The following is a 22,826-nucleotide window of genomic DNA, read 5'->3' as shown; positions in this document are numbered from 1 at the left end:
TCTCAACGCCATGGGATTCACCCGTGTTTCACCACAACCGGCTCTTCCGGGAGGCGTCTGGATCTCGCCATGTTCCGTTCACTTTCTGGACAGGAGGCACGGGCGAACTAGGGGCGTCTTGTTCAGACAAGTTCCGTCACTTGCTTCTGGGAGAACCCCGTGCGCAGAACCCCCGTCGCCGCAGCCCTGCTCGGCGCCGTCGTCCTGACCACCCTCACCGCCTGTGGCGCCGCTCCCGAGGGCGCGGCCGGCACCGACGGCAAGGGTGCGAAGTCGGCCACCGCCGCCTCGGCCAAGGACTTCGGCGGCATGGACGCCCTCGTCAAGGCGGCGAAGCAGGAGGGCGCGCTGCACGTCATCGCCCTTCCGCCGGACTGGGCCAACTACGGTGAACTGATCAAGGCGTTCGAGACCAAGTACGGCATCAAGGTCGAGAGCGAGAACCCCGACGCCTCCAGCGCCGACGAGATCGCCGCCGTCAAGTCCCGCAAGGGCCAGAAGCGCGCCCCCGACGTCCTGGACCTGGGCATCGCCTTCGCCCGCAGCGGCGCCGAGGAGGGCCTGTTCGCCCCGTACAAGGTCGAGGCCTGGGGCAAGATCCCCGACGCGCAGAAGGACGCCGACGGCCGCTGGTACAACGACTACGGCGGCTACGTCTCCATCGGCTGCGACGCCAAGCGGATCCCGAACTGCCCGAAGACCTTCGCCGACCTCCTCAAGCCCGAGTACAAGGGCAAGGTCGCCCTCAACGGCAACCCGACCAAGTCCGGCTCCGCCTTCGGCGGCGTGTACGCGGCCGCCCTCGCCAACAAGGGCTCCTTCGCCGACATCCAGCCCGGCATCGACTTCTTCGGCACGCTGCGCAAGAGCGGCAACTTCATCCCCGTCGAGTCCACCCCGGCCACGGTCGAGAAGGGCGAGACGCCCATCAGCATCGACTGGGACTACCTCAACGCCGGCTACGCCGACCAGTTCAAGGGCAAGGGCGTCGACTGGCAGGTCGCCGTCCCCACCGACGGCGTGTACGCGCAGTTCTACTCCCAGGCCGTCAGCAAGGACGCCCCGCACCCCGCGGCCGCCCGCCTGTGGATGGAGTTCCTCTACAGCACCGAGGGCCAGAACCTCTGGCTCAAGGGATACGCCCGCCCCGTCCTGCTGCCGGCCATGACCGCCGACGGCACCGCCGACAAGACCTTCGTGGCCAAGCTCCCCAAGGTCGACGGCACCCCCGCCTTCCCGGCCTCCGCCGAGCTCGACAAGGCCAAGGCCACCCTCGCCGAGAAGTGGGACAAGGCCCTCTCCTGATGTCCTCAGCCACCCCCACCGAGGGAACCGCCGGCGGCACCCGCCGCCGGCGGCGCGGCCCGCGCACCTGGCTCGCCGCCCTCCCCCTGATCGCCTTCACGGCCCTCGCCTTCGGACTGCCCCTCGGCGCCCTCCTGTTCGGCGCCGTCACCCGCACCGATCCGGCCACCGGCGCCACCGCCCTCACCGGCGAGCACCTGAGCCGCTCGCTCCAGGGCCCCTACCTCGGCTCCCTCCTCGGCAGCGTGCAACTCTCCGCGCTCACCGCCCTGATCGGCTCCGTCCTCGGCGTCCTCATCGCCCAGGCCGTCGTCACCTCCCGGTCCCAGGCCCTGCGCAGCGCCGTCCTCACCGCCTCCGGCGTCCTCGCCAACTTCGGCGGCGTCCCCCTCGCGTTCGCGTTCATCGCGACCGTCGGCATCTCCGGAGTGGTCACCCAGCTCGCCGACCTCACGAGCCTCGGCTGGAACCTGTACTCCTTCGGCGGCCTCGCCGTCGTCTACCTGTACTTCCTCATCCCCCTCATGGTCCTGGTGATCCTGCCTGCCCTCGACGGCCTGCGCCCCCAGTGGCGGGAGGCCGCGCAGAACGCGGGCGCCGGCGGATGGCAGTACTGGCGCCACGTCGGCATCCCGGTCCTCGCGCCCTCGCTGCTCGGCGGGTTCGTGCTGCTCTTCGGCAGCGCCTTCGCCGCCCACGCGACCGCCGCGGCCCTCGTCGGCGGCTCCGTACCCCTGGTCACCCTGAAGATCGCGGACGCGCTCTCCGGCAACGTCATGGTCGGCCAGGAGAACGTCGCCCTCGCCCTCGGCCTCGACATGATCCTGATCGCCGGCCTGGTCATGGCGATCTACCTCCCCCTCCAGCGCAGGAGCGCCCGATGGCTGCGATGACCCCCACCGCCCCGGACGTCACCCCGGAGTCCGGGGCGCGGGCGGCGGCCCGGCCCACCACCCCCGTACGGACCCGGCGGCGCCCCCGCGTGTGGCGCGGCCTCGTCCTCGGCCTCGGCGGCGCCTACTTCCTCGTCCCGCTGATCGCCTCGTTCGTCTTCACCGTGCACACCCCCGGCCAGGGCGTCTCCTTCGAGGCGTACACCGCACTGCTCTCCGCCGACGGATTCACCCAGAGCCTGCTGCTGTCCCTCGGCCTCGCCGCCGCCACCATCGCGCTCTCCCTGCTCCTCGCCGTGCCCGCCCTGGTCGCGGTCCGGCTCGGCGCGCCGCGCCTGCGGCCGGTCGTCGAGGTGATGTGCATGCTGCCGCTCGTGGTGCCGCCGATCGCGCTCGTCACCGGCATCAGCACCGTACTGCGCTGGGGCCCGGACCACCTGTCGCGAACCCCGCTCTACCAGACGTTCCTCGCCGTCCAGAACGAGGACTTCCCCTTCGTCCTGGTCCTCGCCTACACCGTCATGGCCCTGCCGTTCGTCTACCGCTCCCTCGACGCGGGACTGCGCGCGATCGACGTCCCCACCCTCGTCGAGGCCGCCCGCAACTGCGGGGCGTCCTGGCCGTACGTCATGCTCCGGGTGATCCTGCCCAACCTGCGGTCCTCGCTCGCCGGCGCCGCCTTCCTCACCCTGGCCCTGGTCCTCGGCGAGTTCTCCATCGCCTCGATCCTCGGCTTCCGGCCCTTCGCCGTGTGGATCGTCTCCATCTCCGGCGCCCAGGCCCGCATGTCGGTGGCCGTCTCCCTCCTGAGCCTCGTCATCACCTGGCTGCTGCTCCTCGTCCTGTCCCGGGCCGGAACGGCGCAGACCGGCACGCCCGGAGCCCCCCGCACCTCCCGCAAGGAGTCCTGACCCATGACCTCTGCCACAGCGGAACGGACGGAGTCCACCGCCGCCACCGGGGCCCGCGTCGAATTCCGCGGCCTGCGCCGCGCGTTCGGCACCACCACCGCCCTCGACGGCCTCGACCTGACCGTCGAGCCGGGCGAACTCCTCGCGCTCCTCGGCCCGTCGGGCTGCGGCAAGACCACCGCGCTGCGGGTACTCGCCGGCTTCGAACGCCCCGACTCCGGCGAGGTCCTCGTGGACGGGGCCGACATCACCCACGTCCCGGCCAACCGCCGCGACGCCGGCATGGTCTTCCAGTCGTACAGCCTCTTCCCCAACCTCACCGCCCGCGACAACGTCGCCTTCGGCCTCCGCGTCCGCAAGACCGGGGCCGCCGAGCGCCACGCCCGCGCCGCCGAACTCCTCGACCTCGTCGGCCTGCCCGAGCACGGCGACCGCTACCCGCACCAGATGTCCGGCGGCCAGCAGCAGCGCGTCGCCCTGGCCCGTGCCCTCGCCCTGCGCCCCCGCGTCCTGCTCCTCGACGAGCCGCTCTCCGCGCTCGACGCCAAGGTCCGGCTGAGCCTGCGCGAGGAGATCCGCCGGCTCCAGCTCTCCCTCGGCATCACCACCGTGTTCGTCACCCACGACCAGGAGGAGGCGCTGTCCATGGCGGACCGCGTCGCCGTCCTCAACGCCGGCAGGCTGGAGCAGTGCGCGGCCCCCGCCGAGCTGTACCGCCGGCCCGCGACCGCCTTCGTCGCCGAGTTCGTCGGCACCATGAACCGCCTGCCGGGCCGGCTCACGGACTCCGGCCTGGTGGAAGCGGCGGGCAGCCGCCTCCCCGTCGACGGGGACGTCCCCGACACCCGCGACGTCGAGGTGCTCGTCCGCCCCGAGAACGTCACCGTGACCGCCGACACCGAGGGCGAGGCCGTCATCGTCTCCACCTCCTTCTTCGGCTCCGTCACCCGCGTCCACCTCGACCACCGCGGTACGACGGTCAAGGCGGACCTCCCGTCCCGCGACGCGGGCGAACTCACGCCGGGGGCCCGCGCCACCGTCGGCCTCGCCCCGCACCCCGTCCTCGTCGTACCGAAGGCGGAGCGGTGAGCGGACTCGCCGCCGTCCTCTTCGACATGGACGGCACCCTCGTCGACACCGAGGTCCTCTGGTGGCAGGCCACGGAGGAGGTCGCCGCCCGCCTCGGACACCGGCTCACCGACACCGACGCCCCCGAGGTCGTCGGCCGCGCCGTCGAGGACACCGCCGCCCACCTCGTACGGGCCACCGGCGCGTCCGACCCGGAGGGCATCGCGACGGCGCTGACCACCGCCTTCCAGAGGCGCGTCGACGAGGGCGCGCCGATGCGCCCGGGAGCGGACCGGCTCCTGACCGAACTGGCCCGGGCAGGACTGCCGTTCGCGCTGGTCAGCGCGTCACCCCGCTCGGTGGTCGACTCGGTCGTCGGCGGCGCGCTCGCGCACGTTCCGTTCGCCTTCACGGTCTCCGCCGACGACACCGCACGCACCAAGCCGCACCCCGACCCGTACCGCACGGCCGCCCGGCGGCTCGGCGTACCGGCCGCGGCGTGCGTGGCCGTCGAGGACTCGCCGGACGGAGCCGCCTCGGCCGACGCGGCCGGCTGCACCGTCCTGGTCGTCCCCTCCATGCTGCCGGTGCCCCCGGGCCCGGACCGGATCTTCGCGGACAGCCTGGAGGACGTGTCCCTCGACGGCCTGCGCCGCCACGTCCGGGACCGGGCGGCCGCCCGGAGCGGAGAGCCGCAGGAACAGGGCTGACACGGAACGCCCGACGCGGAGGGCCCGCCCCGGGATCGAACGACCCCGGGACGGGCCCGCGTGCGTGGCGCCGGTCAGCCGGCCGTACGGGCGAACAACCCGGGCTCGTACGAGCCGCCCGGGTTGTGCACGATCACGTTCATCCGGGTGGCCGCGTTGATCAGGGAGACGACGCAGACCAGGGCACCGATCTGGTCGTCGTCGTAGTGCTTGCGCACCTCGGCCCAGGTCTCGTCGGACACGCCCCGGTCGCCGAGCCGGGTGCCCTCCTCGGCGAGCGCCAGCGCGGCCCGCTCGGCCTCGGTGAACACGGTGCTGTGCCGCCAGGTGGCGACCAGGCTGAGCCGGACCGCGGTCTCGCCCTCGGCCGCGGCCTCCTTGGCATGGGCGTCCACGCAGAAGCCGCAGCCGTTGATCTGGCTGACCCGCAGCTGCACCAGCTCCCGCAGGGACCTCGGCAGGGTCGACTCCTCCAGGACCAGCGAGGTGTTGTAGAACCGCTTGGCGACCTTCGCGGCGGTCGGGCTGTCGAACAGGTTGAAACGGGGTTCCATGACGCCGTCCTCATTCGTGATGTCGTGCGCTGTCGCACGGGGTGAACACAAGACGCCGGCGCCCCGCCCCCTGTGACGACACGGCGCTGTGGCGTGAGTCACCGGCCGCCGATGTCACAGAACGACGACGGCCGGCGTCTGGGGAGCATGAATGACGTCACCGAGGCGTTCGTCGCCCACCGCAGACTGCTGTTCACCGTCGCCTACGAGATGCTCGGCTCGGCCGCCGACGCGGAGGACGTCCTGCAGGAGACCTGGCTGAAATGGGTGGGTGTCGACCTCGGCACCGTGCGGGACCGGCGCGCGTACCTCGTCCGGATCACCACGCGCCAGGCGCTCACCCATCTGCGCACCCTCGGCCGCCGCAAGGAGTCCTACCTCGGCCCCTGGCTGCCCGAGCCGCTGCTGACCGCGCCCGACGTGGCCGAGGACGCCGAGCTGGCCGACAGCGTGTCGATGGCGATGCTCCTCGTCCTGGAGACCCTCACCCCGACCGAGCGGGCGGTGTTCGTCCTGCGCGAGGTGTTCGACCTGGCGTACGACGAGATCGCCGAAGCCGTCGGCAAGACCCCGGCCGCGGTCCGCCAGATCGCCCACCGGGCACGCGCCCACGTCGCCGCGCGCCGGCCCCGTGGGGTCGCCTCCGCCGCGGAGACCCGCCGCACCGTCGAGGCGTTCCGCCGGGCGGTCGAGACGGGCGACCTGCAACGCCTGCTCGACGTCCTCGCGCCGGACGTCGTCCTGCTGACCGACGGCGGCGGAGTCGTACGGGCCGCACTCGAGCCCGTCGTAGGGGCCGAACAGGTGGCGGGCCTCCTGGGCCGGCTCGCGGCCACGACGGTGCTCCAGCCCGCACGGGTCAACGGCGACCCGGCGCTGATCGTCCGACGGGACGGCGAGATCGACACGGTCCTGGCACTGCGGATCGACGAGGGCCTCATCACCGGTCTGTACGCCGTGCGCAACCCGGAGAAGCTGTCGCACCTGGACCGGGAGACCACGCTGAGCCGCTGAACCCCGCCCCCCGGAAACGCCCCGACTGTCCCCCCACCCCCCTCCTTCCTATCCTGGAGGAGGAGAGGTGAGGAGGGCCGCGATGGCCGCCGTCGCCGTGCACAGCGCCGTCCTGGGGGAGGGGCGCCCCACGCTTCCGTACGCGGAAACGGGCCGGCCGGGGGGCACACCGCTCGTCCTGGTGCACGGCTACCTGGACTCCTGGTGGACGTTCGAGCCGCTGCTGCGCCGCATGCCCCCGGGCCTGCACGCGTACGCCCCCACCCAGCGCGGCCACGGCGACGCCGACAAGCCGCCCGACGGCTATCTGCCGGAGGACTTCGCCGAGGACCTGGTCGCGTTCATGGACAGCGTGGGCACGGAACGAGCGGTACTGGTCGGCGGATCGAGCGGCGGGGTGCAGGCCCGCATCGTCGCGGGCCGCCGACCGGACCGCGTGGCGGGCCTCGTCCTGCTCGGCGTCCCGGCCACCCTCGCCGACAAGCCGAAGGCCGCCGAACTCTGGAACGCGGTACGGGAGTTGAAGGACCCCGTGGACCCCGAGCTCGCAGCGGACCTCGTCGACGGCCTGACGGCGACCCCCATGGGACGCGGCTTCCTGCAGACCGTCGCCGACGAAGCCCTGAAGGCCCCGGCCCACGTCTGGCGCGAGACCCTGCGCGGCCTCCTCGAGACCGACCTCCGGGCCACCCTGTCGGGAATCCTCGTCCCCACCCTGGTCGTCTGGGGCGACCAGGACCCCGTCCTGACCCGCGAGGACCAGCAGACGATCCTCGACGCCGTCCCCGACTCCCGGCTCCTCGTCTACGAGGGCGTGGGCCACATCGCGTACTGGGAGGCCCCGGACCGCGTACTCCGCGACCTGACGGCCTTCATGGCCGACCGCACCTGAGGCGGGCTACCGGTCCGCGCTGGACAGGGCGTCGGTGACCAGGCGGGTGGCGAAGTCCCGGTCGTCGGTGATCCGGTTGATGATCTCCGCGAGGAGGAAGGAGGTGGCCTCCAGGGCGTTCATCTCCTCCTTGGTCCACTCCCCGTACTGCTGGCGCCACAGGCTCGGGCTGAGCCCGGTGCCCGCCGCGACGACCAGCCCGGCCATGGTGGGGACGGCCTCGGGGCGGACGCTCCTGGGCATCCTGCCCATCGAGGTCACGAGGTTGGGCACGACGTACTCGATCACGTCCTTGTCGTGGTCCTCGCAGGCCATCCGCAGCCACTTCATGTACATGAAGATGATCGTGCACACGCCGTCCAGGAGGTCCTGGGCCCCCGTGGGTCCCAAGGACGCGGTGAACTGCTCGTCGAGCTTCCGCTGTTCGGGATCGACCTCGGTCCTGCCGTCGTAGATGGCCCTGAGCCGGGAGTCGACCAGCATCATCGCCCCACTCACATCACCGGCGGGAGCGTACTGGGGGTCGCAGGGTGAAGACACGGGATCCTCCTCATATGAGGGCGGCAGACGCCACGGCATGCCCGCACGCTAGACCGCCGCCCGGGCGGGGATCCGGAGAATCCCGAGGCACCCCCCTCAGGAGTGACAGGCCCGCCCTCCACGGCGCGGCCCGCGGCCACCGCACGATCTTCAGGCGTCCGTACAACCCTTGCTGATCACGCGGTGGCCGTTCCCGTTCTCGCGCAGGTCCGGCGCAAGACCGCGAAGTCACGCCGGTGTACCGGCCGGTGGCCCGTCCGGTCAGCTCCAGCGGCCTGCGGCCGCGGCCTCGGCGACGTAGTCCTCGAACGACCTGGGCGGTCGTCCGAGCGCCCGCTCCACGCCGTCGGAGACGCCCGCGCCCCGGCCGTCGCGGATGTCCACGAGCAGGCCGGTGAGCAGACGAGCGACGTCGGCGGGCACGCCTTCGGCGACCACGCGGTCCACGAAGACGTCGGGATCGACGTCGAGGTGACGGACCGTCCGGCCGGTGGCGGCGGCGATCAGGTCGGCCGCCTCGCCGAAGCCGATCGCCTGCGGGCCGGTCAACTGGTAGGTCCGTCCACTGTGGCGGTCCTCGGTCAGCGCCGCGGCGGCGACCTCGGCGATGTCCTCCGCGTCGACGAACGGCGTGCGCCCGTCACCGGTGGGCAGGGCGAGGGTTCCGGCCAGCACGCCCTGCAACCAGAAGGACTCGCTGAAGTTCTGTGCGAACCAGTCGGGTCGCAGGACGGTCCAGTCGACGCCGGAGTCGCGGACGGCCCGTTCGGCGGCCTTGAGCGGGTGGCCGTCGTCGGCCCGGCCGACGCCATGGGCGGAGAGCAGTACCAGCCGCCGCACGCCCACGGCGACCGCATCGGCCACCAAGCGCGGGATGCGCGCCTGCCGGTCCACGCCGGCCCGCAGGTCGGGCTCCACGAGGTAGACGGCGGCGGCGCCGTCGAGGGCGGGCGCCCAGGTCGCCGGGTCGTCCAGGTCGAAGTGGACGTCGCCGCCGGTGCGGGACGCCGTACGGACCGGCCGGCCCTCGGCCGTCAGCCGGCGGGCGACGCGGCGGCCGGTCTTGCCGGTGCCGCCGAGGATGAGGATGTTCTTCATGCCCTCCAGACAACCCCGGTGAAGGCAGACGATCCATGGGAGAACGTCGCCGATCCCTTTGTGATCGTCTAGCGTGACCGGCATGGACGTCCTGAGCGATCTGCTGCACCGGGCCCGCGCCAGGAACACGCAGATCCGGCAGCTCATCCACCGGCCACCCTGGTCGATGACCTTCGCCGAGGCCCCTCCGCTCACGGTCGTGGCCGCTCTCGGCGGCCACGCCTCGGTCCGGCTCGACGACGACCCGGAAGTCGCGCCGGTGCGGTTGGCCGCCGGGGACGTCGCCCTCATCAGCGGCATCGACCGGTACACGATCTCCGACGCCCCGGACACCCCGCCGCAGGTGGTCGTCCGCGGCGGACGGAAGCAGGTCATCGACAGCGGGACGGCGGCGCGGCAGAGCCTGGCACCCCGTACGTACGGCGACGGACTGCCCGGCGCCACCACCCTGCTCCGGGGCGCCTACGAACTCCGCGGAGATGTGGGCGAGCGTCTGCTGGAGACGCTCCCACGACTGGCCGTCGTGCCCACCGAGCCGCGCACCCGGGCGGCGCTGGACCTGCTCGCCGCCGAAGTGGCCCGCGAAGAGCCCGGCCAGGACGCCGTCCTGAACCGTCTCCTCGACCTCCTCCTGGTGTTGGCGCTACGCGCCTGGTGCGCCCGGCCGCAGGCCGAACTCCCCTCCTGGTACAGGGCGCTGGCCACCCCAGCCGTCGGCGAGGCTCTGCGCATGCTGCACGAGGACCCGGCGCACCGATGGACGGTCGCCGAACTGGCCGCGCGGGTCGGCCAGTCCCGGGCCGCCTTCGCCGCGCGCTTCACCGGCGTGGTCGGCGAGCCCCCGCTCACCTACCTCACCGGCTGGCGGATGGCCCTGGCGGCGGACCTGCTGCGCGACACGGAGGAGACCGTCGCCGCCGTGGCGCGCGCGGTGGGGTATGCGGACGCGTTCGCGTTCAGCGTGGCGTTCAAGCGGGCGCGAGGGGTCAGCCCGTCGGGCTGGCGACGGAAGGACGGTCAGGACGGCGGGTCAGGTCAGGAGGGATGACCGCACGAGCCGGCGCGACACCGGACACGACAGCGCACCCTGACCGGCACGCCCGCAGCGCGGTGTCGCGGCAGCCGTCGAGGAGTCGCCGCCCTGTTCCGCCGGCGCAGGAGGACGCCCTCGTCGTGCGGCTACGAGCGGATACGGCGCCGCCTCACGAGGAACACGGCTTCAGTCGAGCCGCGCCCGGTCATCGGCCGGGGGGATGCCCAGCCGGTCGGCGAGGGTGGTGAGGGCCGCCCCGAGGGGAAGGGCGATCCGGGTGAGGGCGTGCCGGTCGCCGCGGGTCGGATCCCGGTTGATGATCAGTACAGGGGTTCCGGCCTGAGCCGCCTGGCGGACGAACCGGAGGCCGGACATCACGGTGAGTGAGGAGCCCAGGACCAGCAGCGAGGTCGCCTCGCCGACCAGTCTCCGGCAGTGCTCGACCCGTGAGGGAGGCACGGCCTCGCCGAAGAACACCACGTCGGGTTTGAGGACGCCGCCGCAGTTCGCGCAGGGCAGCACGCGGAAGTCAGCGACCTGCTCGTCGGTGAGGTCGGCGTCACCGTCCGGGTTGATCCCGGCCGCCACCGGTGCGAAGCCCGCATTGGCCTCCTCGAGCCGCCGGGCGAGTTCACGGCGCGGACTGTACGTGCCGCAGGAGAGGCAGACGACCCGGGCCAGGCTGCCGTGGAGCTCCACGACCCCTCCGCTGCCGGCGGCCTGGTGGAGACCGTCGACGTTCTGGGTGATCACGCCCGAGAGCAGGCCGCGGCGTGCGAAGGCGGCCACGGCCAGGTGTCCGGCGTTGGGCAGGGCGCGGCCGAAGGTGCGCCAGCCGAGGTGGCTGCGCGCCCAGTACCGGCGCCGGGCCTGGGCGCTGCCGGTGAAGTCCTGGTAGGTCATCGGGGTGTGCCGGCTCAGGCTTCCGCCCTCACCCCGGTAGTCGGGGATCCCCGACTCCGTGGAGATGCCCGCGCCGCTGAGGACCAGCACGCCCCCGGCGTCCAGCGCGTCGGCGACCGGCCCGAGGTCCGTCGTGCCCGGTGGCAGGTCCTCGTCGGGGGTCCAGCTCAGAGTGGGGCGCATGCGCATGCCGCCAGGGTACGGAACGGACCCGCGCGAGGCCCGTTCACGCCGCAACGATGCCGCCCCCTGGTGACGAGGCGCTCAGGCGGGCGCACGGTCCGCAAGCGCGAGAGCACCCTCCGTGTCACCGCGGACCTGCTCCTGAGGGAGGGCGCGAGATACGGACCCCTACGCGCTGATCGAGGATCTGCCCGCCCTCGCGTACCTCCGGCTGCTCGTGACGTGCGACAGGGCCGTCACAGACCTCCGAGAACGCTTGACCACGCCCGGGGCGGAGAGACGAAGGTGTTCTCCGTCGGCCCGGCGAGCGGGCAGTACAGCTCGCCGCGCAAGCCAGGATCAGAGGGGGAGCCCACGTGTCAGCGACCTGCGTCATTCTCGATATCGGCGGCGTACTGGAGATCACGCCGGAAACGGGATGGGTGCGACGGTGGGAGGAGCGCCTGCTCCTGCCGCTCGGCACCGTGAACGAGCGGATGCGCGATGTGTGGCGGGCCGGCAGCGTCGGCAGCATCAGCGAGCAGGAGGTGCACGAGCAGGTCGCGACCCGTCTGGGTCTCGACGGCGCCCAGGTCGAGTCGTTCATGGCCGACCTCTGGACGGAGTACCTGGGAACCGCGAACAACGAGCTCATCGACTACGTACGAGGACTGCGCGGGAAGTGCAGGCTGGGGATCCTGAGCAACAGTTTCGTCGGGGCCCGGGAACGGGAGACGACGCTCTACCACTTCGACGAACTGGTCGAGCAGATCGTCTACTCCCATGAGATCGGCGTGGAGAAGCCCGACCTGCTCGCCTTCGAGGCCGCATCCACCGGCTTGGACGTACGACCGGAGAACTGCCTGTTCATCGATGACGTCGCAGTCAACGTCGAGGCGGCCCGGGCAGCGGGCATGCAGGCGCATCTGTTCGAGGACAACGCCCGGACCATCGCACGCATCGCCGCTCATCTCGACGCCGGGCCCTCGACCCCGGAACGCCTCCCGCTCGGCTGAGGAAGGTCCTGGCCGGCCCCGGGGGGCGCCGGCCAGGACCCGAATTCCGCACCCGACGCCGAGCGGGTGATCCGTCAGATCATGAGGAGGAGCCGCGTCTGGGGGACGAGCTTCCGGTTGACGCTGGTGCTCTGCACGAAAATGGTGAAGTCGTCGTTGTGGTCGGGCTTGACGCGCGTCTCCACATTCGGCAGACCGAGCAGGGCCCGGGCCTGGGGCCCCGTGTACACCCGGTCCGTCTTCTTCTCCAGTACCGCGATCTGCTTCCGCGCCTGAATCTTCTCCGGCTTGCTCAGCTGATAGAACGCACATCCCGTGCGATAGGTGTGCCCGGACTCGACGACCCATTCCCGGATCGCCGCGTCACGCGCCACCGGAATCAGCTGGTATTCCGACGGATTCACCGGGGTGAGACCGGCCGCCTCGATGGTTTCCTTGTTGACCGCCTCCGCGCCCGTGGAGAACACCGCCCGCGATCCACGGATTCCTTGGGCACGGCCCACCATGAATTTCTCGGTGGCCTCCCGGATGACCTGCCCGGCCTCCTCCAGGCCCTGTGTGCTCGTGGCGTCCCAGACGGCGACGTTCTCCTTGGGGAAACCGCAGTTCATGGCCTCGCGCTTGCCCATCTGGTCCGGTACGAGGACGGCGAGAGTCCAGTTGTCCTCCTGCGCCTCGATCATCTCGGCCACGGCCCGGACCAGTTCACGCGGATTTCCGGCGGGGGCGTCCGGACCGCGGTGACTGGCGTTCTCCTGCCCATCGGTCAGGACGAACGTCAGGAAGCTGTGGTCACCGTACAGTTGAGCCGTCTGCGCCAGCTCCCGCTGCGACTTCAATGCGGCCGCCAGCAGAGCCGTCATTCCACCGACCCGGTACAGCTGCTTCAGCGACGGCATGCGCAGCACGTCCTTGTCGTAGATGACGCATTCCACCTTGTCGGCGAAGACGTACACCGTGACGCGGGTCTCCTGGTCCAGTTCCCTCGACCGGCGGGCAAGATAGGCGATCTGCTGGTCGGCGACTTCGACGACCTTGCGGCTCAGATGGGACATGGAAGAACTGGCGTCGAGCACAAGGGCGACGTGATTGATGTAGTTCTGGTTTCCGGACAAGACAGCTTCCCCCTCTTTCCGACTTGATGTTCCTACCGTCTCATCCACCACTGACAATCGACCTCGGCGAGCGCCGACCGGTCGGGTCATCTGTCTTGTGACGAGATGGCGTAGGGGACATCCGGGTGGATGTGTGCCGGTGCCGCAACTGCCGCCGACCGTCGTGCCGTCGTCCTGTGCGGGTTGCACGACGACCGAGGAGGCATTCATGACCGTGTTCCGACCTGTCCCCGCGACGCCGACGGCACTGATGGATCTCGACCCGTACCGCTTCCCTGCCGTGTACATCGACCACGAGGAGGAGCCGCCGACGGTCGGCGACGACACACCGCCGGCGCCCGAGCCCTCGAGCCACCGGACCGTCCACCTGGCCCCGTCCGACCGCCGCCGACTGGAGCTCCACGCCGCTCTCACCACGGCGGGCATCGCGCCCCTGCCGGGTGACCTCGACGCCGTCGAGGCCCTGTGCGCGCTGGACGACACCACCCACGCCGTCCTCCGGCGCTGGCTGAGCAGGTCCGACAGCCTCTGACGCACCACGGCAGACGAACAAGCGGCATCCACCGGGTCGGGGATGTGGTCGTCGAGGGTGCCGGAGACGGTGAGCTCGCGATGGCGAGGGGCGAGTGCCCCGGTCAGTGGGCCAGTGCGGTCATGTGGTCGGGGTGGTGGGCGGCGACGTCGTGGGCGGCCTGGACGAAGGCGGCGACGGCTGTGGATCGCGAGGTCTCCGGCCAGGCGACCACGACCGCGCTGGGGCTGAGGCCGGTGACCGGCCGGTATGCGATGTCCGGGCGCTGGTGCAGCTTGGTGGTGGAGAGCGACAGGAACGCCACCGCCTGGCCCAGCGCGACCACCTCCAGGAGTTGCTCGACGCTGGCCACGAGCGGCCCCTCGGGAGCGTCGGCCGGCGCCGAGCCCGTGTGGCCGTCGCCTGCTTCCGCTCCGTCGCATCCTGTGTAGTAGGCGGTGTTGGAGGGGTCGGCCCCTTTCCAGCGTGGGATCGGTTCGCCCCTGAGGTCGGTCAGCCGCAGTCGCCGGCGTCCGGCCAGGCGGTGCGCGGCGGGGAGGACGGCCAGTCGCGGCTCGACCACGAGCGTCTGGTGATCCAGCCCTTGACCGTCGAACGGGCTGCGCAGCAGTGCTACGTCGGCACGGCCGTCCCGCAGCATGGCGATCGGCTCTCCGCTGCCGCCGACGACGACTTCGGGCGGCGGCAGGTGCGAACCCGCTTCCCGGTAGGCGGCGAGGATCTCCCGCAGCAGCCCGGCATCGCCTCCCGGCTTGACCGCCACGACGAGTTGGGGGGTCGGCTGACCGGCCCGGCGTGCCCGCCGGGCCGCCGCGTGCACCGCGTCGACCGCGATCCGGGCCTGGTCGAGCAGCACCTGACCGGCGTCGGTCAGCCTCACCTGCCGGGTGGTGCGCTCAAGGAGGCGTACCCCGAGCCGGGACTCCATCTGAGCGATCGCCTTCGACAGCGGGGGCTGCGCCATCCCCAGGTGTTGCGCGGCCCGGCTGAAGTTCAGTTCCTCGGCGACCGCGATGAAGTACCTCAGCTCCCGCACCTCTAGCTCACTCATATCTGTGGACTATAGATCCAGAGTCTTCTGGTCTTTCCCTGCCACCGGTGGGTGAGGGGAGGCTGGGGCCATGACGACTTCGCAGAAGACTGCTCTGATCACCGGCGCCAACAAGGGCATCGGCAAGGAAACGGCGCGCAGGCTCGCAGCCCTCGGCATCACCGTGCTGATCGGCGCCCGCAACGCCGAGCGCGGCGAGGCGGCGGCCGAGGAGCTTCGCGCCGACGGCGCCGACGTACGGTTCGTACCGCTGGACGTCACCGACGAGACCTCGGTCCAGGCCGCCGCCAAGCACATCGACGCCACGTTCGGCCGCCTCGACATCCTCGTCAACAACGCCGCGATCGCCGCCGGACAGCAGAAGCCGAGTGAAATCCCCGCCGCCACCGTCCGGCAGGTCTACGAGACCAACGTGTTCGGCGTCATCGCGGTGACCCACGCCATGCTCCCCCTGCTCCGCCGCTCCGCCGCCGCACGCATCGTCAACATGTCCAGCGAACTCGGCTCCCTCACCCACATGGCCGACCCGGGCAGCCCGTGGTCCTCCTACACCTCGCTCCTCCTCCCTTACTGCACCTCGAAGAGCGCGCTGAACGCGATCACCGTGCTCTACGCCAATGAACTGCGCGCCGAAGGGATCCTGGTCAACGCGGTGAGTCCCGGCTACTGCGCGACCGACCTCAACCGCCACACCGGGATGCGCACGGCGGAGGAGGGGGCGGCGATCGCGGTCGACCTGGCGACGGCGGGCGAGGACGGCCCGACGGGCGCCCTTCTGGCCGAGGACGGGCCGATCCCCTGGTGAGACCATGCCGCGCCCCCTCCGACGCCCGGTCATTCCGGGCGGTTGAAGCGGTGCGCGGCCCACAGCAGGGCGAGGGTGCCGCTGGTCAGGAGGAGGGCGGCTTCCAGGGGGAGGGGCGGTGGTTGGCCGGCCCATTCGATGCCGGCGGCGGCCGCCCGGTCCGGGACCCGGAGGGCGATCGTGCGGCGGAGGAGGTCGACCGCGTACGCGAGGGGGTTGGCGTCGGACAACGCGCGGATCCAGCCGGGCAGAGCCGTGAGGGGGAAGAAGCCGCCCGAGAGGAACAGCAGCGGCATCATCACCAGGCCGAGCAGCGTGTGGAACGTCTCGGCCCTGCGCAGACCCACAGCCAGCGCGAGCGCCAGGGCGGTGATGGTGAAGGACGCCAGGACCATGCCGGCGAGGAGCAGCACCAGGAGGAGCGGGTCGTACGGCAGGCCCGCCACGCCCGCCAGGCTGAGCAGGACGGCGCCCTGCACGGCGGCGGTCAGGGTGCCGCCGGCGCAGCTTCCCAGGAGCAGCGTGGACCGGTGCACCGGAGCCATCAGGAGCTCCCGCAGATAGCCGCTCTCCCGGTCGGTGATCAGGCGGATCCCGACCATGATGGCGGGCGTCTGCACCGTCATCATCAGCATGCCGGGGAAGAGGTAGGTCTGGTAGCCGACGCCCAGGGAGGACCGGGGGATGAGGGCGGCCAGTCCGCCGCCGAGGATGAAGAGGTAGAGCACGGGGTGGAGCAGCATCAGCGCCGTGTGGGTGCGCCGGCCCGCCAGGCGCAGCAGATCGCGGTGGACCAGGGCGTGGACCGCGCGCAGTTCGTGCCGCAGGCGGCCGGCCCCGTCGCCGTAGGGCGTGGCCGAGTACTTCCCGGCGAGGGCGGTCATCGGGTACCGCCCACGGGGTCGAGGGGTGTCCGGTCGGGTGGTGTGGCGTCCAGGCTGCGGCCGGCGTGGTGGAAGAAGACGTCGTCGAGCGTCGGCGGGGTCGCGGACGCGGCGTGCACCGCGATGCCGCGCGCCTCCAGGCCCGCGCACAGGCGCGGGATCCAGGAGCTGCCGCCCGGAACCCGCAGGCAGACGCCGCCCGCGTCGACCGTGACGGCACGGTCGGGCGGCGCGATCCGGCGTACGACCTGCTGCGCCGCCGCGTCGTCGCCGGTGCGCAGGACGACCCGGTCGTCTCCGATCGCGGCCTTCAACGCCGAAGGCGTGCCCTGCGCCACCAGCCGGCCGCGGTCGATGATGGCGATGCGATCGCAGTTCTCCGCCTCCTCCAGGTAGTGGGTGGTGACGAAGAGGGTGCTGCCGTGCCGTTCGCGCAGCGCACGCAGGTGCTCCCAGACCTGGGCCCGGGCATGGGGGTCGAGTCCGGTGGTCGGTTCGTCCAGGAACAGCACGCCGGGCGCGTGCAGCAGCTGGCGGGCGATCTCCAGGCGGCGCCGCATGCCGCCGGACAGGGTGCGTACGGGGGAGCGGCGCCGGTCGGTGAGCCCGGCCGTCTCGAGCACTTCGGCGGTGCGCCGACGGGCCTGGGAGCGGGGCAGGCCGTAGAGGCGGGCGTGGATGTGGAGGTTCTGTTCGGCCGTCAGGTCCGGGTCCACGGCGCTGTGCTGGAAGAGCATGCCGACCCGGCGCCGTACCTCGTGGGGACGGGTGAGGACATCCGCCCCGGCCACCGTGGCGTGACCGGAGGTGGGGCGGGCGAGCGCGCACAGCATGGCGATCGTGGTGGACTTCCCCGCGCCGTTGGGGCCGAGGAAGGCGAACGTCTCGCCTCGACGCACGTCCAGGTCCAGGCCGCGCACGGCGTGGGTGAGGGTGCCCTCCGGTCCCGGGTAGCTCTTGACGAGTCCGCGCGTGGTGATGGCGTACGCGGGATCGGGGAGGTGGTGTGCGGCACGGGGGCTCGTGGGTGCGGCCGTCCTGAGGGCCACGGGGGCGAGCTCGTCGTCGCCGGTGTGTCGCTGCATGGGTTCTGGTCCTCGTCTACGGGTTCGCCGCATCTGCGGCCACGGATGCGGGCCGCTCTTCCCGGCGGTGCTCCGGCCGGCGGCTGCCCGGGACAGCCGCCGGCCGGATGGTGCCGGCTGTCCTACGCGCAGCTGACGCCGATGCAGACCGTGTTGAGGAGGGTCAGCAGACCGACGCACTCACACGTCGCGGCGAACGGCGCTCCGTCGACGCCGACGGGGTCGGTCTCCGGAAGGGCGTGCAGACGGGCCAGCAGTTCGAGGTCCTGGTTCTCCATGGGATTCTCCTTCTTTCTGTGGGATGGCGGCAGCACTGCTCTGCCGCTCGACCCGGCGACCGGTCGAGCCGGCGCCGGGAGTCTGTGGGGAGGGAACGCGGAGGGCGGGGCACGGGGACACGAAGGGAAGCCTGCGACCGGTACGGCAGGCCCTCCCGGGCGCTCAACCCTGCTGCTCGACCATCCAGTGACGGGGGCTCGTCCGACGGGCCCGCAGGAGGAAGGCGAGGATCCCGGCGGACCCGTCGCTCCAGCTGGTCGAGACGTCCCCGTACTCGTTGGGGAACACCACCTGTTCCTGCCGGTGGGCTCTTTCGGCCAGGAGGAGGCCGGCCAGATCCTCGGCCATGTCCTGGTAGACGGACTCTCCCGTGGCGTCCGCCACGTCGAGGAGGAAGTCGCCGTTGCCCGCGAGTCCGTGGCACTGGGTGAGCGCGGCGCGGGAGGCGCGTTCCGTGACGGCGTGCGTACTTCGACGGGCGAGGTCGCCGAACCTGTCGTCCCCGGTGGCCTGCCACAGCCGTACGAGGAAGGTCCCGATGCCCGCCGCGCCGTGGCACCAGTACGGTGCCGTGGGCACGTCACCGGCCTGGGCGGGCCACTGGGCCGCCTCCCCGGTGCGTACGGCTCCGGCCAGGAGGTCCTCGCCGATCTCCACGGCCAGGTCCTTGTGACCGGGGTGCCGGGAGAGGTCCGCGGCGGCGAGCAGGAAGCAGCCGATGCCGGCCGTTCCGTGCGCGAAGCCGAGGTAGCGTTTGCCGCCCTCCGGGGAATCGGCCTCCCCGGGCACGGCCCAGCCCACTCCCGCGGGCTCGCGGGTGACGGCGGCGGTCAGCCGGTCGGCCGCGTCGACGGCCAACTCGGCGAAGCGGGCGTCCCCGGTGCGCTGCCACAGATGGAGGGCGGCGAGACCGCTGCCCGCGGTGCCGTGGGTGATGTCGTGATGGGGCGTCACCTGTTGCGGTGCCAGCGCCAGGGCCAGGGCGTGGTCGACGAGCCGGCGGTCGTCGACGGCGCGTCCGGCGTCGTACAGCGCCCAGGCGGTGCCACGGCCGCCGAAGTGCAGGCCGGGGCGCGGGGAGCGGAGGTCGGTGCGGTCCGCGATCCAGTGCCCCGCGGTGGCGAGCAGCCCGGGCAGGCGCGGATCGCCGGTGAGTTCGAAGTACCGCGTCAGTACGGCCAGGACACCGGCCGCGCCCTGCTGCACGGTGCAGGGGTCGCTCTCCCCGGCCAGGGTCGACACGGGCCACAGCCGTCGGTCGTCCTCGGGAGTCATCGAGTCGACGAGGTGGTTCACGAGCCCGGCCACCACGGCCTCGTGCACCGGGCCGTCCTGCGCCTCGCCACCTCGAACCGGGCCGGCGCCGGCACAGGGCGCTGATCCCACGACCCTGCCTCGCGCCGTCGGGCCCGCCGTCCCCAGGGCCTCGCGGGCCCTGCCCGGATCCCATCGTTCGGCGGGATCGTCCCGCATCAGCCCCAGGATCATGTCCACCACGCCGTCCGGCAGCCGAAGCGGCCCGGTACAGGCCGTCAGCCATGCGGCGAGCCGTTCCTCGGCCGCCCTGCCCGCAGGCTCCTCGGGCAGGAGGTTCGGCACCTTCCCGGCCAGGACGAAGCAGACGGTGGCGCCGAGGCTGTAGTAGTCGGCCGTCGGACGGACCGGCGCGTCGGCCAGGCGCTCGGGGGCGCTGAAGCCGGGCGTCCCCACCCGGGTCGGCAGCGCGGCCTCGTCCTCCAGGACGGCCAGCTCCAGGTCGATGAGGCGCAGTTCACCGTCCGGACGGACCATGACGTTGCCCGGTGTGAAGTCCCGCAGGACCAGGCCGAGGGCGTGCGCCGCCGCCACCAGGTCCACCAGGCGTGCGACCTGCGCCAGCGCGTCGGCCCGGTAGCGCTCGCCTCCCGCGTCGCGGAAGTGCTCGGCCACCCAGGTGCGCAGCGTCACGCCCGGCACCTCGTCCTGGGCCAGGAACAGGTGCCCGCCGTGCTCGAACAGCGCCACCGCTTCCGGGGCGAGCCCCGTGCCCTTGAGCTTCTCCAACGTCCGGGCCTCGGCCCGCAGCCAGTCGCGGACGTCCCCGCCGGAGGCGTCCCCCTCCACGTGCGGCCGGGCCTCCTTGATCACCACGCCCGCACCCGTACGGACGTCACTGCCCCGGTACACGCCGCCCTTGTTCGTCTGCCGGATCGCCTCGCGCACCGCGAAGCGGCCACCGAGCACCACCGGACGGCTCGTCGCGTCCCCGCCGCGCGGCGCCACCGGCACCGCGGCGGGGAACGGACACTCGACCCAGGCCGGTGGGGAGTACTGGCCGGTGCGCCTGTCCTCCACGGGATTGCCGTCGGGATCCTCGATGAACCACACGAGGAGACCGTCGTCCGACAGCCGCCGCCGGCCGACGAACGATCCGTAGCGGTAGTGCACCAGGCTGCGTACGGCGTAGGGCTGGTCGGACAGGATCCGGGGCCCGGCGAGACCCGCCGTGGCCGCGTGCAGCTCCTGGGCGAGAGCGGCCGCCTCGGCGTCGGAACGCGGGTAGACGGTGATGAACTTGCCCGAGCTTCCCCGCGGCGTCGCCCGGGAGTTGAGCGCGCTCACCTGCTCCAGGGACCGGGCGAACTTGAACCCCGACCGCTCCCGCAGCAGCACGCCCAGGGCCTTGGTGAGGACCGTCGGCGCGGAGGCGGCCGTGGCCGAGACGTGCAGCTTCCATCCCTGCGCACGCCGCGTCCCGGCCACGGGCGCGACCCGGCACCACATCTCGTCCGCCTCGACCGCCCAGCGCGCACCCGTACCCGTGGCGTGCAGCGCCTCGCGGAGGAGGCCTTCCAAGTCGACTTCGGTAGCGTGGCTCGTCATTGCGTGTCCCTCTCAACGGTGAGAACCGCTGACGGGAACGTGCCCGGTGACATAAACCGACCAACACACACCCACCCGGATTCACTTCATCCAGCGAGCGCGCGACGTTCTACCCCCGACAAGAGGCGCGCCCGGCGCGGCGAGCGGCGCACGATGGCCGATTCTCCGTCCCCTCAGGACTCCGGGGTCCCCGTCGGCAGGGGCGCGGTCCAGTCGGCGAGGAGCCGGAGGGCCCGGGCGGTGTCGGAGCCCGGTTCGACGTTGTAGACGCACAGGGTCTGTTCGGTGTCACCCGGGACCTGGAAGGACTCGTAGGAGAAGTGGAGATCGCCGGCGAGAGGGTGGTGGTAGTGCTTGGCTCCGTGGGTCCGGCGCAGGACCCGGTGGTCGTTCCACCACGTGGAGAACTCCGGTGACTTCACGGTGAGTTCGCCGATCAGGTCGGCGAGGCGGCGGTCGTGCGCATTGCGGCCGGCTTCCAGACGGAGGATGGCGACGGTCTCGGCGGCGATCCGTTCCCAGTCGCCGACGCGTGCGCGGGCCTCGGGATCGAGGAGGTAGTAGCGGGCGAGGTTGTGGTGCGGCGCGGGCAGGGCGTCGAAGTCGGTGAGGACCTCGCGGGCCAGGCGGTTGGAGGCCAGGACGTCGGTGCGCCGCCCCAGGATGAACGCCGGCACGTGGTCGAGGGTCTGCAGCATCAGATGCAGGCCGGGACGCACGCGCTGGGGACCGGCAGGGGTACGGCGGGCAGGCGTGGGCCGGGCGAGGAGGTCGGTGAGGTGCTCGCGTTCGGACGGGTCGAGCCGCAGCGCGCCGGCGAGGGATTCGAGCACCTCGGGGGAGGGGTTCTGGGCCCGGCCCTGTTCGAGGCGGGTGTAGTACTCGGTGCTGACTCCGGCGAGCCTGGCGACCTCGTCGCGGCGCAGGCCGGGCACGCGGCGCACCCGACCGTCCTCGGGCAGTCCCGCCCGGTCGGGGGTCACCCGGGCACGGCGGGTGCGCAGGAAATCGGCGAGTTCGCGACCACGGTCATCCATGCCCCCAGTGTGACGGGCGGGAGCGGGCCGGACCCCGGGGTCGGGTGGTACTGCCGGTACCTGCCTCGGGGATACCTGCCCGCACAGGGCACTTTCCGGCGTCCCGAGAGACCTCCCCGGGTGGTGTTCTTGTCGAGGGACGACGGCGACAGGCCGCAGCCCCGAACCCCACCCCCTCACCCACCTCGAAAGGTGTGTTTCATGACCACGCACATTTCCGCCCGTCCCCTCTCCGGCCGCGTCGCGGTGGTCACCGGTGCCTCCAGCGGCATCGGTGAGGCCACGGCCGAGCACCTCGCCGAACTGGGCGCCCGGGTCACCGTCCTGGCGCGGCGGGCGGACCGCCTGGAGCAGCTGGTCGCCCGGATCGAGAAGAACGGCGGCGAGGCCCTGGCCCTGGCGGCCGACGTGACCGACGCGGCCGCCGTGCGGGCGGCCGCCGACCGGGTCGCGGCCGAATTCGGCGGCGCCGACCTGCTGTTCAACAACGCGGGCGTCATGCTGCCGGCCCCCGTCGAGGAGCTGGCCACCGACCAGTGGCAGCACCAGATCGACCTCAACATCACCGGTCTGATGCACGTCATCGGCGCCTTCACCCCGCAGCTCGTCGGGGCGGCGGGTGAGCGCGGTGTCGCGGACCTGATCAACACCTCGTCGATCGCGGCGCAGAACATCTTCCCGAACTTCGCCGTCTACTCCGCGACCAAGGCGTACGTCACCCACCTCTCCCGGCACCTGCGGGCCGAGCTGGGCGCGAAGAACGTCCGGGTCTCGGCGATCGAGCCGGGCATCGTCGGCACCGAGCTGCAGAGCCACGTCACCGACGAGGGCGCCCTCGCCTGGCTGGAGGGCTCCAAGGAGACCATGGAGTGGCTCACGCCCGAGGACGTCGCGCGGACCGTCGGCTTCGTCGCGGGCCTCCCGCCGCGGGCCAACCTCCAGCAGGTCACCCTCATGCCCACGGCCCAGGCCGCCTGACACGTACGGGAAAAGGAGCGGGTCCGGGGGCGTAGCCTGCCAGTGCAGTTGTCTTAACGGCCGAGCTGCTGAGTCCCCGGGCGCGAGCCTCATCCGCTG

23 protein-coding genes are annotated in these 22,826 nt (G+C 72.1%); 12 read left to right on the top strand and 11 right to left on the bottom strand.

What is annotated here, in order from left to right; translation table 11 throughout:
* Positions 1-159 precede the first annotated feature (159 nt).
* From SVTN_RS01760 to SVTN_RS01740, 5 genes are read left to right on the top strand one after another with little or no spacing between them, the layout of a single operon-like run.
* Positions 160-1,305, top strand: coding sequence for an ABC transporter substrate-binding protein (locus tag SVTN_RS01760; protein WP_041127493.1), 1,146 nt, complete (start codon positions 160-162; stop codon positions 1,303-1,305).
* Positions 1,305-2,198: an ABC transporter permease gene (locus SVTN_RS01755; protein ID WP_041127492.1), complete on the top strand. Its 894-nt coding sequence runs from the start codon at positions 1,305-1,307 to the stop codon at positions 2,196-2,198. The genes SVTN_RS01760 and SVTN_RS01755 overlap by 1 nt, the downstream gene beginning before the upstream one ends.
* Positions 2,186-3,109, top strand: a complete 924-nt coding sequence (locus SVTN_RS01750) for an ABC transporter permease (RefSeq protein WP_078908142.1) — start codon at positions 2,186-2,188, stop codon at positions 3,107-3,109. The genes SVTN_RS01755 and SVTN_RS01750 overlap by 13 nt, the downstream gene beginning before the upstream one ends.
* Before the next feature lie 3 nt (positions 3,110-3,112).
* Positions 3,113-4,198 (top strand): ABC transporter ATP-binding protein, encoded by a 1,086-nt coding sequence (locus tag SVTN_RS01745; RefSeq protein ID WP_041127491.1) that lies wholly within the window; start codon positions 3,113-3,115, stop codon positions 4,196-4,198.
* Positions 4,195-4,887, top strand: coding sequence for an HAD family hydrolase (locus SVTN_RS01740; RefSeq protein WP_041127490.1), 693 nt, complete (start codon positions 4,195-4,197; stop codon positions 4,885-4,887). Before SVTN_RS01745 ends, SVTN_RS01740 begins: the two co-directional genes overlap by 4 nt.
* 74 nt (positions 4,888-4,961) lie before the next feature.
* On the opposite strand, the gene SVTN_RS01735 is transcribed toward SVTN_RS01740, so the two are convergent.
* Entirely contained in the window at positions 4,962-5,441 is a 480-nt protein-coding gene (locus SVTN_RS01735) for a carboxymuconolactone decarboxylase family protein (RefSeq protein ID WP_041127489.1), read from the bottom strand.
* A 147-nt stretch (positions 5,442-5,588) separates the two neighbouring features.
* Between SVTN_RS01735 and SVTN_RS01730 the strand changes: the two genes are divergently transcribed.
* Complete coding sequence (locus SVTN_RS01730) at positions 5,589-6,455, top strand: RNA polymerase sigma-70 factor (RefSeq protein WP_174518224.1); 867 nt, start codon at positions 5,589-5,591, stop codon at positions 6,453-6,455.
* A gap of 82 nt (positions 6,456-6,537) precedes the next feature.
* Positions 6,538-7,347, top strand: coding sequence for an alpha/beta fold hydrolase (locus SVTN_RS01725; protein ID WP_041127487.1), 810 nt, complete (start codon positions 6,538-6,540; stop codon positions 7,345-7,347).
* Between the two features lie 6 nt (positions 7,348-7,353).
* On the opposite strand, the gene SVTN_RS01720 is transcribed toward SVTN_RS01725, so the two are convergent.
* A complete protein-coding gene (locus SVTN_RS01720; RefSeq protein WP_041127486.1) occupies positions 7,354-7,887 on the bottom strand; it encodes a hypothetical protein in 534 nt (177 codons plus the stop codon).
* 261 nt (positions 7,888-8,148) lie between these two features.
* Complete coding sequence (locus SVTN_RS01715) at positions 8,149-8,985, bottom strand: NAD(P)H-binding protein (protein ID WP_041127485.1); 837 nt, start codon at positions 8,983-8,985, stop codon at positions 8,149-8,151.
* 82 nt (positions 8,986-9,067) lie between these two features.
* Between SVTN_RS01715 and SVTN_RS01710 the strand changes: the two genes are divergently transcribed.
* Positions 9,068-10,033 (top strand): AraC family transcriptional regulator, encoded by a 966-nt coding sequence (locus tag SVTN_RS01710; protein ID WP_041133424.1) that lies wholly within the window; start codon positions 9,068-9,070, stop codon positions 10,031-10,033.
* 171 nt (positions 10,034-10,204) lie between these two features.
* On the opposite strand, the gene SVTN_RS01705 is transcribed toward SVTN_RS01710, so the two are convergent.
* A complete protein-coding gene (locus SVTN_RS01705; protein WP_041127484.1) occupies positions 10,205-11,110 on the bottom strand; it encodes an NAD-dependent protein deacetylase in 906 nt (301 codons plus the stop codon).
* Between the two features lie 350 nt (positions 11,111-11,460).
* Between SVTN_RS01705 and SVTN_RS01700 the strand changes: the two genes are divergently transcribed.
* Entirely contained in the window at positions 11,461-12,099 is a 639-nt protein-coding gene (locus SVTN_RS01700; RefSeq protein WP_041127483.1) for an HAD family hydrolase, read from the top strand.
* A 74-nt stretch (positions 12,100-12,173) separates the two neighbouring features.
* Here the strand turns inward: SVTN_RS01700 and SVTN_RS01695 are convergent, their stop codons facing one another.
* Positions 12,174-13,214, bottom strand: a complete 1,041-nt coding sequence (locus SVTN_RS01695) for a vWA domain-containing protein (protein ID WP_041127482.1) — start codon at positions 13,212-13,214, stop codon at positions 12,174-12,176.
* Between the two features lie 208 nt (positions 13,215-13,422).
* On the opposite strand from SVTN_RS01695, the gene SVTN_RS01690 reads away from it, so the two are divergent.
* Positions 13,423-13,746 carry a hypothetical protein gene (locus SVTN_RS01690; RefSeq protein ID WP_052498853.1) on the top strand — a complete coding sequence of 108 codons (324 nt, stop codon included), beginning with the start codon at positions 13,423-13,425 and terminating at the stop codon, positions 13,744-13,746.
* A gap of 103 nt (positions 13,747-13,849) precedes the next feature.
* Here SVTN_RS01690 and SVTN_RS01685 read toward each other — a convergent pair whose 3' ends face one another.
* Positions 13,850-14,797 carry a LysR family transcriptional regulator gene (locus SVTN_RS01685; protein ID WP_041127481.1) on the bottom strand — a complete coding sequence of 316 codons (948 nt, stop codon included), beginning with the start codon at positions 14,795-14,797 and terminating at the stop codon, positions 13,850-13,852.
* 70 nt (positions 14,798-14,867) lie between these two features.
* On the opposite strand from SVTN_RS01685, the gene SVTN_RS01680 reads away from it, so the two are divergent.
* A complete protein-coding gene (locus SVTN_RS01680) occupies positions 14,868-15,602 on the top strand; it encodes an SDR family oxidoreductase (protein WP_041127480.1) in 735 nt (244 codons plus the stop codon).
* A gap of 29 nt (positions 15,603-15,631) precedes the next feature.
* Here SVTN_RS01680 and SVTN_RS01675 read toward each other — a convergent pair whose 3' ends face one another.
* From SVTN_RS01675 to SVTN_RS01660, 5 genes are all read right to left on the bottom strand, one after another.
* Entirely contained in the window at positions 15,632-16,486 is an 855-nt protein-coding gene (locus SVTN_RS01675; protein WP_041127479.1) for an ABC transporter permease, read from the bottom strand.
* Positions 16,483-17,571 (bottom strand): daunorubicin resistance protein DrrA family ABC transporter ATP-binding protein, encoded by a 1,089-nt coding sequence (locus SVTN_RS01670; protein ID WP_041127478.1) that lies wholly within the window; start codon positions 17,569-17,571, stop codon positions 16,483-16,485. The genes SVTN_RS01675 and SVTN_RS01670 overlap by 4 nt, the downstream gene beginning before the upstream one ends.
* A 122-nt stretch (positions 17,572-17,693) precedes the next feature.
* Entirely contained in the window at positions 17,694-17,849 is a 156-nt protein-coding gene (locus tag SVTN_RS44700) for a VenA family class IV lanthipeptide (RefSeq protein ID WP_167352188.1), read from the bottom strand.
* A gap of 163 nt (positions 17,850-18,012) precedes the next feature.
* Positions 18,013-20,712 carry a class IV lanthionine synthetase LanL gene (gene lanL / locus SVTN_RS01665; protein WP_041127477.1) on the bottom strand — a complete coding sequence of 900 codons (2,700 nt, stop codon included), beginning with the start codon at positions 20,710-20,712 and terminating at the stop codon, positions 18,013-18,015.
* Positions 20,713-20,885: 173 nt separating this feature from the next.
* Entirely contained in the window at positions 20,886-21,749 is an 864-nt protein-coding gene (locus SVTN_RS01660) for a helix-turn-helix transcriptional regulator (protein ID WP_041127476.1), read from the bottom strand.
* Positions 21,750-21,950: 201 nt separating this feature from the next.
* On the opposite strand from SVTN_RS01660, the gene SVTN_RS01655 reads away from it, so the two are divergent.
* Positions 21,951-22,727: an SDR family oxidoreductase gene (locus tag SVTN_RS01655; RefSeq protein ID WP_041127475.1), complete on the top strand. Its 777-nt coding sequence runs from the start codon at positions 21,951-21,953 to the stop codon at positions 22,725-22,727.
* The last annotated feature ends 99 nt before the right edge of the window (positions 22,728-22,826 follow it).

The sequence above is a fragment of the Streptomyces vietnamensis genome, from assembly GCF_000830005.1.
GTDB lineage: Bacteria > Actinomycetota > Actinomycetes > Streptomycetales > Streptomycetaceae > Streptomyces > Streptomyces vietnamensis.
The sequence above is the reverse complement of the archived record's forward strand: the minus strand, read 5'-3'. Positions and strand labels throughout refer to the sequence as shown.